The organism is Photobacterium sp. 53610 (assembly GCF_036409375.1).
GTDB lineage: Bacteria > Pseudomonadota > Gammaproteobacteria > Enterobacterales > Vibrionaceae > Photobacterium.
Genome location: NZ_JAXOFS010000001.1, coordinates 900,329 through 917,560, shown reverse-complemented (window position 1 = coordinate 917,560; position 17,232 = coordinate 900,329). Strand labels below are relative to the sequence as shown.

The window sequence follows — 17,232 nt, the reverse complement described above, 5'->3', positions numbered from 1 at the left end:
GTCTTCTATCACTTCTTGTTATTTAGACAAGTGAAATACTGTTTTCTACAATTTATCACGCTGTGTATGACGTGAGGAATCTCAGAAAATAATCGTGATACCACGTTTGTCATTTTTTGGATATATCTTATCCCACACTTCTTTTTCACATGTCTGTCAGTTGGCGCATCGTTGTTTGTATGCAGACCGGACGGTGAGTTCTATTGCGTATTGACAAAATGATAGGGAATATAATGAACAATCAGGAACAAATAAATGGGAATGAAAGTCAGTCTCAATTTTTAACCATTCCAGAAAAAAATGAGCTGCATGAATTAACGACGGCTCAACATGAACTTTGGTTAAGTGAACGCATGTCTGAAAAGCAACCCTTTAATATTTGGGGTTACGGCACGATAGAAGGGCCTTTGAATATTGCGTTATTGCGTCAGGCCGTAGAGGCGATTATTCATGATACACCTGCCATGCAAGCTCATTTTGTTGAAAAAGAGGGTGAACTTTATCAATATCGTGCGATATCAACCACTGAACATTTAAAGTTCTATGATTTCAGTGCCAGTACGTCGCCATTCGAAAGTGCATTGGCCTGGATGCAAAATGATGCCGATAAAATCGTATCCGCACTGGATCCGGATTTATACCATTTCGCCGTACTGACATTAGCGCCGGAAAAGTTTATTTTTTATCGCCGTACGCACCACATGCTGATTGATGGTTTGAGTGGTGGTGAGTTTTCTCGTCGGATTGTCCTTTATTACAATGCACTGGCTTCCAATTCGCCGACACCCGAGTTTGATAACCGTGGTTTTACCTGTTTGTCTGAAAACGATAAAAAATACCAGTCTTCCACCAGACTCAGTAAAGACAGCCAGTTTTGGAAGAATTACATTGCTTCTGCTCCGCATACGCTGACCCGAAAAGAAAAGCCGATTCAATATTCCGCAATGAACAGCAGTCTGCATGTTCTCGGTCAGGAAGCTTTGGATCAAATTGACCAATGCGCATCCCAGATTGGCGTACACCGTGCCCATATTCTTGCAACCGCCGTGGCAGCTTGTTTTTACAGTATCACTGGCGAAACCGCACTGAACTTTAGTTTGCCTGTGACCGGGACACTTGAAAGAAACAGCATTGGTATGACTGCGAATGTGGTACCACTGATTCTGCAGATCAACCCTGAGGAAACGCTGGCCAGTTTTACCCGGCAGGTGACGGCAGAAATGGGGAAAGTGGTGCGCCGTCAATTATATCGCGGAGAAGATATCCGCCGTCAGAGAGACACAGCAGATGCATCCTGGTTCGGCCCGGCAATCAATATCGTGTCTTTTGATAACGGGGACAGTTTCTGGCAGTGCAAAACCCGCTGGCATTACGGCGGTAATATTTCGGTCAGTGATTTGCAGATTCTGTTTTTTGAAGATCGGCAGGCGCAGGCAATGGATGTGATGTTTGTCGATGCCCCCCATATTCATTCAAAAGCGCAGCTTGAAAATCTTCAGCAGCGCTTTCAGTTTATTCTTCAGGCATGTTGTCGTCAGCCTGATATCACGCTCGGGGATTTGACGCAAATTGCCGCTGAAAAAGACCCGGCAATCATTCATGACAACTTTTATGTTTTCCGCCGTGATCCTGATGCGGGCGGTGTACTGCGTTGGGATCAGCCTGCCAAGGATTTGGAACGTCTGTTTTATGCGATTGCGCATCCGTCTCATGGATGTCCGCTGAAACTGGCATTGCCTGATCGCGTTGTTGGGATAGGTCATTTGACTGTGAGCGAGGAAGTGCACAAAGCAGCCCCGGGGACTTTGCTGCATATCGATGACCAAGGGTGGGATATTGCAACGTCGCAGGGCATCGCGTGTATTGGCGGCTGGTTCAGTGCATCGGGCGCAATCAGTTCCGGGATGGAACTTGCCCGTCAGTTCCATTTGGAAGTTGGGCATCGCTTGCCAGTTCTGACGAAAGCACAAGCCTCCCGACTTGCTGAACTCTTTGCCAAAGGTGCCAGTTACGCGTCTTTCTGGGATTCGCGACTAAAACAACCCATGTTATCTGCATTCCCGGCGCATCGAAGGGCGGCTCAGACAGCAGTAGACTGGCAAACCACGGCATGGATGCCAACGGGCCATACGGCCTTATCGACATTTTTGAGCGCGGTAGCGGTTTACATTGCCCGGATGGGGGCGCAAACCGATTTTCAGATTGGCTGGCTGCAACGTAAAACCAACAGCCTTCTGCCCGATGCTGTGTTGCCAGTACAAATTTCTCTGGATATGACCCAGACCTTTACCTGTACGCAGCAACTGCTGAAGGGTGAATGTGAGCGGGTGATGGCGCATCTCCCATTTCATCCAGAATTACATGCACTGATCACGCAAACCACACAATGGCCATTTGCGGTTGAGTTGATTTCCGATATTTCATCCGCCCCTGAAAGCGCATGCCATGTCAGCACTTTGCTCCAGATTGATAAAAACGGAGAGACATTCCGCTGGGTTTATGATCAGTCGGTACAGAGTTCGCAGCACATTGATACCTTCAGTAAGCATTTACGCGACTTTCTGGAGCAGGCCCGTATCCATCCTGAATTGTCTGTCGGAACATTGAGTTTACTGGATGCAGAAGAGCGCCACATCTTGCTGGAGGAGATGAATCGCACTGCCATTGATTTCCCGGCAGTGGACGGTGTTCATACGCTGTTTGAAGCACAGGTCAGACAAACCCCCGATGCAATTGCGGTGTGCTGCGGAGATACCGCATTCAGTTTTGCTGAACTGAATCACCGGGCAAACCGTCTTGCCAGTGAGCTTTTGACGCGCGGTGTTGAGGCTGAAACCCGGGTTGCTGTCTGTGCCGTCCGGGGACCGGACCTGATTGTCGCTTTGCTTGCTGTTCTGAAAGCGGGCGGGGCGTATGTGCCGCTCGATCCGGCATATCCCGGTGAACGGCTGACTTATATTCTGCACGACTGCCAGCCGGTGCTATTGCTGGCCGATTCAACAGGCCGGTCTGCTTTGGGTGAACAAGAGATTCCGGTACTGGATCTGGAAGCCCCGTTAACTGCCACGTTGTCTGCTGAAAATCTTGAGATACAGGTGCAGCCAGACCAACTGGTTTACGTCGTTTACACCTCGGGTTCAACCGGTCAGCCCAAAGGGGTCATGGTTGAACATCATCAGTTACGAAATCTGATTGGTTGGCATGGTGAGGCAACCGGGCTGAAAGCAGGAGACTACACGACCTGTATGGCCGGATTGGGCTTCGACGCCTGCGTCTGGGAAATCTGGCCGTCATTGTCTCTGGGGGCCACGCTGCTGATGCCACCGCCTCAGGTCTCGGGTGACAGCGATGCGTTACTCAATTGGTGGCGTCGCAGTGAAGCACAAGTGTCTTTTATGGTGACGCCGCTTGCAGAGATTGCACTGGCGGACGGGACGTTACCGCCCGCGCTGAACATGCTGCTGATTGGCGGAGACAGCATCCGTCGCTGGCCGCAGGCCTTACCGGAAGGGCTGACGCTTCTGAATAACTACGGCCCGACGGAAACCACGGTTGTCGCGACGTCAGGAAATCCGGAGACAGGTGCGGCTGTTCCTTCGATTGGTCGTCCAATTTCGAATACACGGATTTATGTGCTGGATGAGCACAGGCAGTCCGTTCCGTTTGGCGCGATTGGTGAATTATATGTTGGTGGCGAACAGGTTGCCCGGGGCTATCTGAATCAGCCTGAACTGACTGCTGAACGTTTCCTGGATGATCCGTTTTATCCGGGGGGACGGATGTACCGGACCGGGGATCTGGTCCGGTATCTAGACGATGGCAGTCTTGAATACCTCGGACGGAACGATCAACAGGTCAAAATTCGGGGGTTCCGGATTGAACTGGGAGAAATTGAGGCGCAGCTGGGCGCTCATCCCGCAGTCCGCGATGTGGTGGTTGATGCCCCGGATGATCAGAGCGGCGAGAAACGACTGGTTGCCTGGGTGGTACCGACCGCGACTTGTGACTGGCTGAGCTTAACAGCAGAATTCAGTGAGTTTCTGGCGGAGCGCTTGCCCGGCTATATGATCCCAACCGCTTATATTCGTCTGGATGCATTGCCGCTGTCTCCGAACGGCAAGCTGGACCGGCGAGCACTGCCTGTGCCGGAACTGAATACGGGGGGCCGAACCGAGTATGTTGCACCGCAGGGTGAAACAGAACAAATACTGGCAAAGATCTGGCAGGAAATCCTGGGCATCGAACGTATTGGCCGTCAGGACAATTTCTTTGAACTGGGCGGGCATTCACTGCTGGTGGTGAAACTGATGGCGAAGCTGAGAAGCGCCGGACTGACAACGGATTTACCGGCCTTATTTGCGGCGCCGACCTTGTCAGCACTGGCTCAGACGCTGAGCACACAACATGACGTGATCGTGCCGGAAAATCAGATCCGGCCAGACAGTCAGCAGATTACGCCAGCGATGCTACCTCTGGCTGAGTTGAGTCAGGCAGTGATTGATGCCGTCGTTCAGATAGTCCCGGGCGGTGTCGCCAACGTCCAGGACATCTACGCCTTGTCTCCTTTGCAGGAAGGGATCTTTTTCCATCATTTGCTGGCAGAAAAGGGTGATCCTTATCTGTTGTCAGCGACATTGCGTTTTGAAAATCGGGCTCGTCTGGATGCCTGGCTGAACGCCATGCAGCAGGTTGTGAACCGTCACGATATTTTGCGCACTGCGTTTGTTGGATCCGGAGCCGCATCACCGGTTCAGGTGGTCTGGCGTCAGGCCGACTTTCAGGTGGCAGAGCTGGATCTTGACCCCGCAGACGGGCCTGTCAGTACACAGCTGGAATCACGTTATGATCCCCGCCATACCCGTCTGGATCTGACGCAGGCGCCATTGCTGCATTTCGTGGTTGCGGAAGATACGGACGGCAGCTGGTGCGTCCTGCAACAATGGCATCACCTGATCGGTGACCATTCCACACTGGCTTTTATGGTCGATGAAGTTCGGACGATGATGGCAGGCCATCAGAAGACACTGAGCCGCCCGCAACCTTTCCGGAATGCAGTTGCGCAGGCAAGACTGGGTGTCAGCGAAAGCGAACATAAGGCATTTTTCCGCAAGATGCTGGCTGATATTTCAGAACCGGTGCTGCCTTTTGGGCTGGGCAATGTTCACAGTGATGGTCATCAAGTTAATGAAGCCCGTCTGGCAATAACGCCGGAACTGAATCAGGCGTTGCGTTATCAGGCCAAACGGCTGGGCATCAGTCTGGCCAGTTTGTGTCATCTGGCCTGGGGTCAGGTACTGGCGAGAACCTGCGGACAGGACACTGTGGTTTTCGGGACCGTTTTACTGGGACGGATGCAGGCCGGGGAAGGTGCCGACAGCGCAATGGGTCTCTTTATTAATACCTTGCCTCTGCGTATGGACCTCGACAGCCGGAGTATTGAAGAAGCTGCGCGTCAGGCACATCAGAACCTGAGCGGGTTGCTTGCCCATGAACATGCATCGCTGGCGCTCGCACAAAGTTGCAGCGGCGTGACGGCGGGAGCTCCGTTGTTCAGTGCATTGCTCAATTATCGCCATAACGAAGGTGAAAATCTGCCGTTGCCGGACGGAGTGAGTCTGGTCAGTGCCAATGAGCGGACAAATTATCCGTTTGTCCTCTGTGTCGACGACGGCATGGATTCACTGTCCTTAACAGCGCAGGTGATTCATCCGATCGAAGCGTCGCGTGTTTGTGGTTATATGCAGCAAACGCTGGGTGCACTGGTCAATGCTCTGGCGCAGACGCCGGATATTCCGGCCTATGAGTTGTCAATTTTGCCTGACGATGAGTTTGATCTGCTGGTGAACCGCTGGAATGTCACAGCGCAGAATGACACTCAGCCAGCCTGTCTGCATCACCGGTTTGAGGCGCAGGCGGCCCGGACGCCAGAGGCGATTGCGCTGGTTTACCAGGAGAAAACCGTGACCTACGGCCAACTGAATTCCGAGGCTAATTTGCTGGCGCATGATCTGATTACGCGCGGCGTCGGTCCGGGCAGTCTGGTTGCCCTCTGTACCGATCGCGGGCCGAATACAATCGTCGCGATTCTGGCAATTCTCAAAGCGGGCGGGGCCTATGTGCCGCTGGATCCGGCTTATTCCGGTGAACGTCTGAATTACATTCTGCAGGATGCTGAGCCAGTACTGATTTTGGCCGATGAAGCCGGTCAAGCGGCGGTTGGAGAGCAACATGTGCCGCTGTTTGCGTTAGGTCAGTCACGGGAAGGCAGTCGTCAGAATCCGCAGGTCGCAGGTTTAACGCCAGCCCATCTGGCTTATGTGATTTATACATCTGGTTCAACCGGCAAACCGAAAGGGGTGATGGTCGAACATCGTCAGGTTGACCGGTTGTTCCATGCCACACATGCCGATTTTGACTTCCGTGCAGATGATGTCTGGTGTTTGTTTCATTCCTATGCTTTTGACTTTTCTGTCTGGGAAATCTGGGGCGCATTACGACATGGCGGACAGCTGGTGATCGTTCCGCAGGCAACGGCCCGTTCGGCGACAGATTTTTACCAGTTGATCTGTCAGACCGGTGTGACCGTGCTGAATCAGACCCCAAGTGCCTTCAAGGCGTTTATTCAGGCCCAGGATGAGACTTCCCACCAGCTGAGAACCATTATTTTTGGTGGGGAAATGCTGAATCCGGCGGATCTGGCACCCTGGTACGCACGCAATGCTGCTGATGCACCGCAACTGGTAAATATGTACGGCATTACAGAAACAACGGTGCATGTGACTTACCGTGCGATGTCCCAGGCAGATATTGAAAACATAGGCAGCCCGATCGGACATCGCATTTCGGATCTTCGCCTCTATCTGCTTGACCCTTACGGCCAGCCAGTGCCACTGGGCGCCGTGGGAGAAATGTATGTCGGTGGCGAAGGGGTAGCCCGCGGTTATCTGAACCGGCCAGAGCTCAATGCAGAACGGTTCCTGGATGACCCGTTCCATCCGGGCAGCCGTTTATACCGTTCCGGGGATTTGGCCCGCTATTTACCAAATGGTGAGCTGGAATATCTGGGACGAAACGATCAGCAGGTGAAAATCCGGGGTTTCCGGATCGAGTGTGGTGAGGTGGAAGCTGCAATTCTGGCGTATGAACAGGTGACCAGCGTGGCTGTTGATGCATGGCAGTCGCCGGATGGCGACAAGCGGCTGGTGGCCTGGATTGTCCCGCATCCGAATGCCGACCAGGGTCAGTTCTCGGCTCAAATCCGAGATGCACTGGGAGATCGCCTGCCGGACTACATGATTCCGGCATCATATGTCCTGCTGGACAGCTTGCCTCTCACGAACAATGGCAAGCTGGATAAGCGTGCTTTACCGGCACCGGAAAATACAGTCGGGATCCGTCAGGTCTATGAACCGCCGAAAGGGGAGAAAGAACAGTTGCTGGCCCGGTTGTGGGGAGAAGTCCTGAAAATTGATACGGTCGGTCGTCAGGATAACTTTTTTGCACTGGGCGGGCATTCACTCTTAGCCGTACAACTGGCAAACCGGATGGAACAGGCCGGGTGGAAACTGCCGCTGGCTGCGCTGTTCGCCAAACCCGTGCTGCATGCACAGGCTGAGCAACTGGAAAGCCTTCAGCATGCAATTGTCCAGTCGATTGAACCGGTTCACAGAGAGAGCAAACTGCCGTTGTCGTCTGCGCAGCAGCGTTTGTGGTTCCTGGAGCAACTGGAAGGAAGCAGCGGAATCTATCATATTCCGCTGTTGCTGGAGCTGCAGGGAGATCTCAACACATCTGCATTTGAACAAAGTCTGGATGTACTCTATGAACGCCATGAAGCTTTACGGAGTACTTTTGTCGCGACAAACGGTCAGCCGGAAGTCCGGATTCTGCCGGTTTCGCCGATGCCACTGACATGGCATGACCTGCGTGCTGATCAAGACAGTGAATCGAAGGCAATGGCTCAGGCCTGTCAGGTGATCGGCCAGCCCTTTGATCTGGCATCCGGCCCTGTCGTGTGCGCGCATCTCTGGCAACTGGCCGACGACAGATGTCTGTTCCTGTTGCTTTGCCATCACATTGTGTCAGATGGCTGGTCAGTTAAAAACATCCTGCAAGACCTGAGTGCGCTGTACGGGGCATTCAGCCAGCAACAGGTGAATCCTTTACCGCCACTGAAATTGCAGTACGTGGATTATGCGAACTGGCAACAGGTGCACCTGAATCCTGCACGGCTGGAACAACAGACGCAATTCTGGCGGGAAACCTTAGGTGAAGCTCCGACACATCTGACATTGCCGACCGACAGGCCCCATCCGCCGGTGCAATCCTTTGCTGGTGCACAGATCCCCGTCGTGTTCAGTGAAGAACTGACAGCGTCGCTGCGTCAGTTCAGTGAACAGCACAACCTCTCGGTGTTTATGACGGTGCTGACCGCTTGGGGAATCGTGCTGTCTCGGCTTGCCGGGCAGCCGGAAGTCGTCATCGGGATCCCTGAGGCCAACCGGCGACAATTGGAGGTTGAGCCGCTGGTCGGATTCTTTGTCAGTACACTGGCCCTGCATCTGGATCTGCGTGACGATCCGACTGTCGCTGATTTACTGACCCGGGTAAAAACGGTGGTACTTGCTGCGCGTGAAAACAATGATGTGTCTTTTGAACAGGTGGTGGAAGCCATCAATCCGCCAAGAATGCTGGACAGAACGCCCTTGTTTCAGGTGATGCTGGCCTGGCAGGACGGTTCAGTCCGGGATATTTCTGTTCCAGGTCTGCAGGTAAAAGAAACAAATCTGGTTCATGACACAGCTCGGTATGAACTGACGCTGGAACTGGCTGAGCAGGGCAATCAGATTCAAGGGATGCTCAATTACGCAACCGCGCTGTTTGATGCCTCTACCGTTGAGCGTTTTGGCGGCTATTTGCGTGAGGTGCTTCTGGCGATGGTGTCTGATGCGGCGCAGCCTGCATCGCAACTCAATCTGATGCCAGATACTGAGCGGATGTGGTTACTGGATGGTTTAAATCAAACCGAACGTCATTATCCGGTTGATGTAACCGTGCAGCAATTGTTTGAAGCGCAGGTGTCCCGTTCACCGGAAGCAATTGCACTGGTTTGTGAAGAGGAGCGTCTGACGTACGCCGAGCTGAACGCGGCAGCTAACCAACTGGCTCATGTGCTGATTGCACGCGGTGTTGGTCCGGACAGCCGGGTGGCTGTCTGTGCTGAGCGAAGTGTGGCCATGGTCGTCGCCTTGTTCGGGGTCCTCAAAGCGGGCGGCGGTTATGTGCCGTTAGATCCTGCTTACCCGGGAGAGCGGCTTCAGTACATTCTGGAAGATGCTGTTCCGGTGCTATTGTTGGCCGATGCTGCCGGTCGTCAGGCACTTGGCACACACAGTGTGCCTGTACTGGCTCTGGATGGCGCATATTCTTCGGATCTCAGCAGTCAGAATCCGTTATCACAATCGCAGGCCCATCATCTGGCTTACGTGATTTATACCTCGGGCTCAACCGGAAAACCGAAAGGGGCGATGAATGAGCACCGAGCGATCGTCAACCGGTTGATTTGGATGCAGGACACATATGACCTGACTGCAGAAGATACTGTTTTACAGAAAACACCGTTTGGTTTTGACGTTTCGGTCTGGGAGTTTTTCTGGCCGCTGATTTATGGTGCCCGTCTGGTGATGGCGCGTCCTGAAGGCCATAAGGACCCGGATTATCTGAGTCGTGCTATTTCACATGACAACGTCACGACGTTGCATTTTGTTCCGTCTATGCTGCAAAGTTTTCTGGCATATGAGGGAGCGACTGCGCGCTGTCAGCACGTTGTCCGGGTGATGTGCAGTGGTGAAGCGTTGCCTGCGAGTCTGGTGACGGAGTTTTATCGTCAGATGCCTCATGCAGAACTGCATAATCTTTATGGTCCGACGGAGGCCGCGATTGATGTGACTGCCTGGCATTGCACCCGCGAACCTGAGCTGGTGACCGTTCCGATCGGTCGTCCGGTGGCAAACACTCGCATATATCTGCTGGATGAATACGGGCAACCTGTACCGCAGGGTGCAGCCGGTGAACTTTATATTGGTGGGATTCAGGTGGCACGGGGCTATCTCAATCGTCCTGAACTGACCGCAGAACGGTTTCTGGCTGATCCGTTCTATTCCGGCGGGCGGATGTACCGAACCGGGGATCTGGCCCGATATCTGCCTGATGGCAACATTGAATATCTGGGCCGGAATGACCAGCAGGTGAAAATTCGCGGTTTCCGGATTGAGTGTGGCGAAATTGAAGCGGTCTTGTCGACTCATCCGGCGGTTCGTGAGGTGGTGGTTGATGCGCGTGCTGATGGCCGTGATGACAAACGGCTGGTGGCCTGGGTTGTGTGTGAAACAGGCACAGCGCTGGTGCCGGCCGACTTGCGGGATTTCCTGACGGGACGTTTACCGGAATATATGGTGCCTGTTGCATGGTCTGCGGTCGATGCATTGCCTTTGTCGCCAAACGGTAAACTGGATCGCCGGGCTTTACCTGAACCCAAAGAAAATCCTCAGGAACGTGCCGGGTATGAGGCACCACAGGGGCAGCAGGAGAGGCTGCTGGCCGACATCTGGGCAGAGGTGCTGGGTGTTGAACGTATTGGTCGTCAGGATAATTTCTTCGAACTGGGGGGCCATTCGCTGCTGGTGGTGAAGTTACTGGCAAAATTGCGCCGTTATGGACTGGTTGCGGAGATGAAAGCGTTGTTTTCTGCTCCGACTCTGGCTTCTCAGGCGGCAGCGCTGGCAACATTACACGATGTTCAGGTTCCAGAGAATCAGCTCACACCGGACACGAAGGCAATTACGCCAGAGCTGCTGCCTCTGGTTAATCTGAATCAGCAGGAAATTGATCGTGTTGTGGCGACGGTTCCTGAGGGTCTCAGGAATATTCAGGATATCTATGGTCTGTCCCCCTTACAGGAAGGGATTTTGTTCCACCACCGGCTGAATGAGCGCGGTGATACCTATCTGCTGTCGGCGATGATGCGGTTTGAATCTCGTGCAACACTGGATGGCTGGTTAAATGCAATGCAGCAGGTGGTTGATCGTCATGACATCCTGCGCACCGCCTTTGTGAGTGCCGGGTTGTCGGAATCAGTTCAGGTGGTCTGGCGCAAAGCCAACTTGAAGGTTGATTTCCTCCAGCTGCGTTCAGAAGCGGATTCCGAACAGGGAGCAGAGGAGAGAACCCTTGCCTCACCCCTTGAAGCCCGCTTTGATTCGGCGCGGAACCGGATGGATCTGACCCGGGCGCCGCTGATGCGGTTTGCGGCTGCGCAAGACACAGACGGCAGCTGGTGTCTGTTGCAGCAATGGCATCACCTGATTGGGGATCACTCGACACTGGCATTGATGATGGAGGAAGTGAGGACGATTCTGTCTGGCCGGGGCGCCGCATTGCTGCCAGCACAGCCTTTCCGTCATGCAGTGGCTCAGGCCCGGTTCGGAACGGGTGAGCATGCAGCATTTTTCCGCGAGATGCTGGCGGATATCGACGAACCGACATTACCTTTTGGTCTGAGCGATGTTCAGGGCGGCGGCCGGACAATAAATGAAGCCAGTCTGAAACTGCCTGCTGAGCTGAACCGGAATTTACGTCAGCAAGCCCGGCGTCTGGGGGTCAGTCTGGCCAGCTTGTGTCATCTCGCCTGGGCGCAGGTTCTTGCCCGGATGACCGGACAGGATGCTGTGGTGTTCGGTACAGTACTGCTGGGCCGGATGCAGGCCGGGGAAGGCGCGGAACAGGCCATGGGACTGTTCATTAATACGCTGCCGCTGCGTCTGGATATCAATCAGAGGACAGTTGAAGCCGCTGTACACGAGGCGCATCAGCGACTCAGTGGATTGTTGCAGCATGAACATGCGTCACTGGCCGAAGCACAGCGTTGCAGTGGCATTATTCCCGGAATGCCTTTGTTCAGTGCCTTGCTGAACTACCGGCACAATGACGGCGATGAGCTGGAGCTGCCGGAAGGTGTCACGCTGCTGCATGTGGATGACCGGACCAACTACCCGTTTGTGATGTCTGTTGAAGACGGTGGTGATTCACTGGGACTGACGGCACAAATCAGTCAGCCAATTGAAGCCGGGCGCATTTGCGGTTATATGGAGCAGACGCTGGCCTTACTGGTGCACGCTTTGTCGGAGACACCGGAGTTGCCGGTCAGTCAGCTGGATGTGATGCCCCCCAGTGAACTTCGTCTGTTACTGGAAACACTGAATCAGACACCCGCCCTCAATGTTGCGTCACTATGCCTGACACAGCGGTTCGAAGATCAGGTGGTGCAAACGCCTGAAGCGATTGCGCTGGTCTGTGGTGAGCAACGTCTGACCTATGCCGCGCTGAATACCGAAGCAAACCGGCTTGCTCATGTGTTAATTGAGCGGGGTGTTCAGCCGGAGAGCCGGGTTGCAATCTGTGCTGAACGCAGTCCGGCGTTGATCATCGGTTTGCTTGGCATTCTGAAAGCGGGCGGCGCTTATGTTCCGTTAGATCCGGCTTATTCTGGTGATCGTTTGCAGTACATCCTTGAAGACGCCGAGCCGGTCCTGTTACTGGCTGATGAAAAAGGCCGTACCGCACTGGGTGAGATAGAGCTGCTGCAGTTGCCGCTTGAACAAGCTTTTGACGGAGACAGCCGGAATCCGGAGGTGACCGGATTGACGCCCGCCAGTCTGGCTTATGTGATTTATACGTCGGGTTCCACTGGGAAACCGAAAGGTGTCATGGTTGAACACCGGCAGGTCGATCGCCTGTTCAGTGCGATTGAGACCGAATTTAGTTTTTGTGCAGATGATGTCTGGTGTCTTTTCCATTCGTTTGCATTTGATTTTTCGGTGTGGGAAATCTGGGGGGCATTGCGACACGGTGGCTGCCTGGTGGTTGTCCCTCAGGCGACAGCACGCTCGGCCCGGGATTTCTATTCGCTCATTTGCCGGCATGGCGTGACGGTTCTGAACCAGACGCCAAGTGCATTCAAAGCTTTCATTCAGGCCCAGGATGAAACGCCGCATCAGTTAAGAACCATCGTATTTGGCGGGGAAATGCTGAATCCGGCTGATCTGGCTCCCTGGTATGCCCGCAATCCGGCCGATGTAACGCAATTGGTCAATATGTATGGGATCACCGAAACAACTGTTCACGTCACTTACAGGGCAATGTCACCGGCTGATGTCCGGTCCAGCGGCAGCCCGATTGGCCGCCGGATCTCGGATCTGCGTGTGTATCTGCTGGATCCGCATGGTCAGCCGGTCCCGCACGGCGCCGTAGGTGAATTGTATGTGGGTGGTGAAGGGGTGGCCCGGGGCTATCTCAATCGTCCGGAACTGAATGCAGAACGTTTTCTGGATGATCCATTCCATCCGGGCTGTCGCATGTATCGCTCTGGTGATTTAGCCCGTTATTTGCCAAACGGCGAGCTGGACTATCTGGGCCGGAATGACCATCAGGTGAAAATTCGTGGCTTCAGGATTGAATGCGGAGAAGTGGAAGCTGCAATTCTTGCGCACGAATCGGTTCTCAATGTTGCGGTAGATGTCTGGGAAGCGGCAGATGGCGACAAGCGTCTGGTGGCCTGGATTGTTCCCGGACCTCAGGCTGACTGCGAGGTGCTGGCAGGACAACTCCGTCAGTTCCTGGCGGGTCGCTTGCCGGATTACATGGTACCATCTTCTTATCTCTGGCTGGATGCGTTGCCGCTCACAACCAATGGCAAACTGGATAAACGTGCCTTGCCTGCGCCGGAAAGCGCAGCCGGGATCCGCGAATCCTACGAGTCACCCCGAGGTGAACGGGAAACGCTGCTGGCAACGCTGTGGGAATCTCTGCTGAGCATTGAAAAAGTTGGCCGTCAGGATAACTTCTTCGATCTTGGCGGACATTCGTTGCTGGCGGTACAGCTGGCAAACCGGCTAGAACAGACCGGATGGCAACTCTCGCTGTCCGCATTGTTTACGGCTCCGGTCCTTCATGCGTTAGCTGAAAGGCTCCACCGGGATGAGGATGTTCATCAGATACCGATTGTGCCGGTTTCCCGGGATGAAGTTTTGCCGCTGTCGTTTGCCCAGCAACGGCTGTGGTTCCTGAGCCAGATGGAAGGCAACAGTGAAACCTATCATATCCCGCTTGTTCTGGAACTGACCGGTGATCTGGATTCGGATGCGTTCAGGCAAAGTCTGGATGCAGTTTATGCACGGCATGAAAGTCTGCGTAGTGTGTTTGTCACGCAGGACGATCAGCCTCAGGTTCGTATTCTTCCGGTTGAACCGATGCCTTACGTTTGGCATGACCTGCGCACGGAAACGCTGAGCAATGAAACCCGGAACCGCGATCTGGCCATGGCCCGGATTCGTCAGGTGATGGCTGCGCCGTTTGATCTGGAAAATGGCCCGCTCGTTGCTGCGCATCTCTGGCAGGTGACGGACCATGAATACCTGTTCCTGCTGGTTTGTCATCATATTGTCTCTGATGGCTGGTCGTCGAAGATCCTCTTGCAGGAACTGAGCGAGTTGTATGGCGCATTCCGCCAGCAACAGGCTAATCCATTACCGCCGCTGGCCTTGCAGTATGCGGATTATGCGCACTGGCAACGGGAACATCTCAGCCAGGAACGACTGGATGCACAGGCCAGCTTCTGGAAAGCGACACTGGGTGATGCCCCCGTACAGCTGACGCTGCCAACCGACAGACCCCGTCCGCCGGTGCAGTCTTTCGCCGGGGCGGAAGTACCCCTTGTGATTGATGCTGAGCTGACTCAAGCCTTGCGTCAGTTAAGCCAGCGTCAGGGAACATCCCTGTTTATGACCGTGCTCTCTGCCTGGGGGATTGTCCTCTCGCGTCTGGCCGGTCAGCAGGAAGTTGTGATTGGGATGCCGGATGCAAATCGTGGCCGTCTGGAAGTTGAACCGCTGGTGGGCTTCTTTGTCAGCACACTGGCCCTGCATATTGATCTGCGGGACGATCCGACATTGAGTGCATTGCTGACCCGGGTCAGACAGTCTGTCCTTGCTGCCCGCGAAAACAGCGATTTGCCGTTTGAGCAAGTGGTTGAAGTGATTAACCCGCCGCGTCAGCTCGACAGAACACCGTTATTCCAGGTCATGCTGTCCTGGCAGGAGGGTTCGGTTCGTGACATCAACTTACCGGAGCTGGCTGTTGCGGAGGCCGGTCTGGCCTATGATATTGCGAAATTTGATCTGACGCTTGAACTGAGAGAAGCGGACAATCAGATCACGGGCGCCCTGAACTATGCGACCGCCTTGTTTGATGCAGGCACGGCCAACCGCTTCAGCGAGTATCTGAAAACTGTGCTTCAGGCGATGGTGACGGATTCTGCCATACCGGTTTCCCGTGTGGATCTATTGCCGGAAGCAGAACGTAACCTCTTACTCAATGACATGAACCAGACGGAGCGGGTGTATCCGAAGCATCAGGCAGTCCACCATCTGTTTGAAGCACAGGTGGGGCGCTCTCCTCAGTCACTCGCATTGGTTTGTGGTGATGAAGTGCTGAGTTACGGTCAGCTGGACAGCCGGGCGAACCGACTGGCGCATGCCCTGATTGCCCGCGGTGTCGGCACAGAAACACGGGTCGCTGTCTGCGCCGCACGCAAACCGGATATGGTTGTGGCTTTGCTGGCCGTGCTGAAAGCTGGTGGTGCCTATGTCCCGCTGGATCCGGCTTATCCCGGTGACCGCTTGAGTTATATTCTGAGCGACTGTGCTCCAACCCTGCTGCTGGCTGATTCCGTCGGCTGTAAAGCCATCGGTGATCAGACCCTGAGGGACATTGATGTGCCTGTGCTGTCACTGGATCAGCCTTTGTCGACACCTGTCTCTGTCGGTGCGCCATCGGTTGAGGTTCTTCCAGAGCATCTGGCCTATGTCGTCTACACCTCAGGTTCTACCGGACAGCCCAAAGGGGTGATGGTCGAGCACGGTCAGTTACTGAATCTGATTCACTGGCATGAAGAGGCGACCGGGCTGCAGGCGAGGGAGAAAACGACTTGCATGGCTGGCCTTGGCTTTGATGCCTGTGTCTGGGAGATCTGGCCGGCACTGTCGCTGGGTGCATCCTTGTTGCTGCCGCCACCTCAGGTTGCCGGGAACAGTGAAGCATTGCTGCACTGGTGGCAGCACAGTGGCGCACAGGTTTCCTTTATGGTGACGCCGCTGGCGGAAGTTGCGCTGGCAAATGGGATGGTGCCGTCTTCTTTACGTCAATTGCTTATCGGTGGTGACAGTCTCCGCCATTGGCCGCTGGAGGTACCTGAAGGGCTGATCGTAATGAACAACTATGGCCCGACAGAAACAACCGTCGTAGCAACGTCTGCGACGTTAGCGCTGGATGCGGCGGTGCCTTCCATCGGGCGACCCGTCAGCAATACCCGGATCTACCTGCTGGATGAAGCGGGTCTGCCAGTGCCTCACGGCACAGTGGGAGAGCTGTACGTTGGTGGTCTTCAGGTGGCACGGGGCTATCTGAATCAGCCTGACCTGACGGCTGAGCGCTTCCTGGCAGATCCATTCCATCCGGGCGGGCGGATGTATCGTACCGGCGATATGGTGCGCTATCTGGCCGACGGCAGTCTGGAATATCTGGGCCGGAATGATCAGCAGGTGAAAATCCGTGGCTTCCGGATTGAACTGGGAGAAATCGAAACCCAGCTCGCAGCACATCCGGCATTGCGTGATGTGGCTGTGGATGCCTTGCCCGGAAGTAATGGCGAAAAACGCCTGGTGGCCTGGATGGTTCCGAAAGTCTTCGAACAAGAAGAGGACAATCAGGAAGCGAGTGTACAGATATCCCTGACCGATCAGGTACGACAGTTCCTGTCGGCACGTTTGCCTGAATATATGATTCCGGCAGCCTTTGTCTGTATGCAGGCGTTGCCAATTTCCCCGAATGGTAAGCTGGATCGCCGTGCGCTCCCTGTGCCGGATGCTGACGCTGGCCGGGTGTATGAAGCGCCGCAGGGAGATACGGAACGCCTGTTGGCTGGACTCTGGTCTGAAGTGCTCGGGGTGGAAGGTATTGGTCGCCATGACAATTTCTTCGAACTGGGCGGTCACTCGTTACTTGTGGTGAAACTGATGGCGGCACTGCGCCGGCACGGTCTTTCGGCTGGTGTGAACACGCTTTTCTCTTCACCCACGCTTGCGGCGCTGGCATCGGCGCTGGGTACCCAGCATGAGG

2 pseudogenes are annotated in these 17,232 nt (G+C 54.5%); both read left to right on the top strand.

Going from position 1 to position 17,232, the window contains the following annotated elements:
* Positions 1-218: 218 nt before the first annotated feature.
* Positions 219-14,015: pseudogene (locus SPK40_RS04205) on the top strand (amino acid adenylation domain-containing protein); the annotation flags it as partial.
* Between the two features lie 18 nt (positions 14,016-14,033).
* Positions 14,034-17,228, top strand: a pseudogene (locus SPK40_RS22980) (non-ribosomal peptide synthetase); the annotation flags it as partial.
* Between the last annotated feature and the right edge of the window lie 4 nt (positions 17,229-17,232).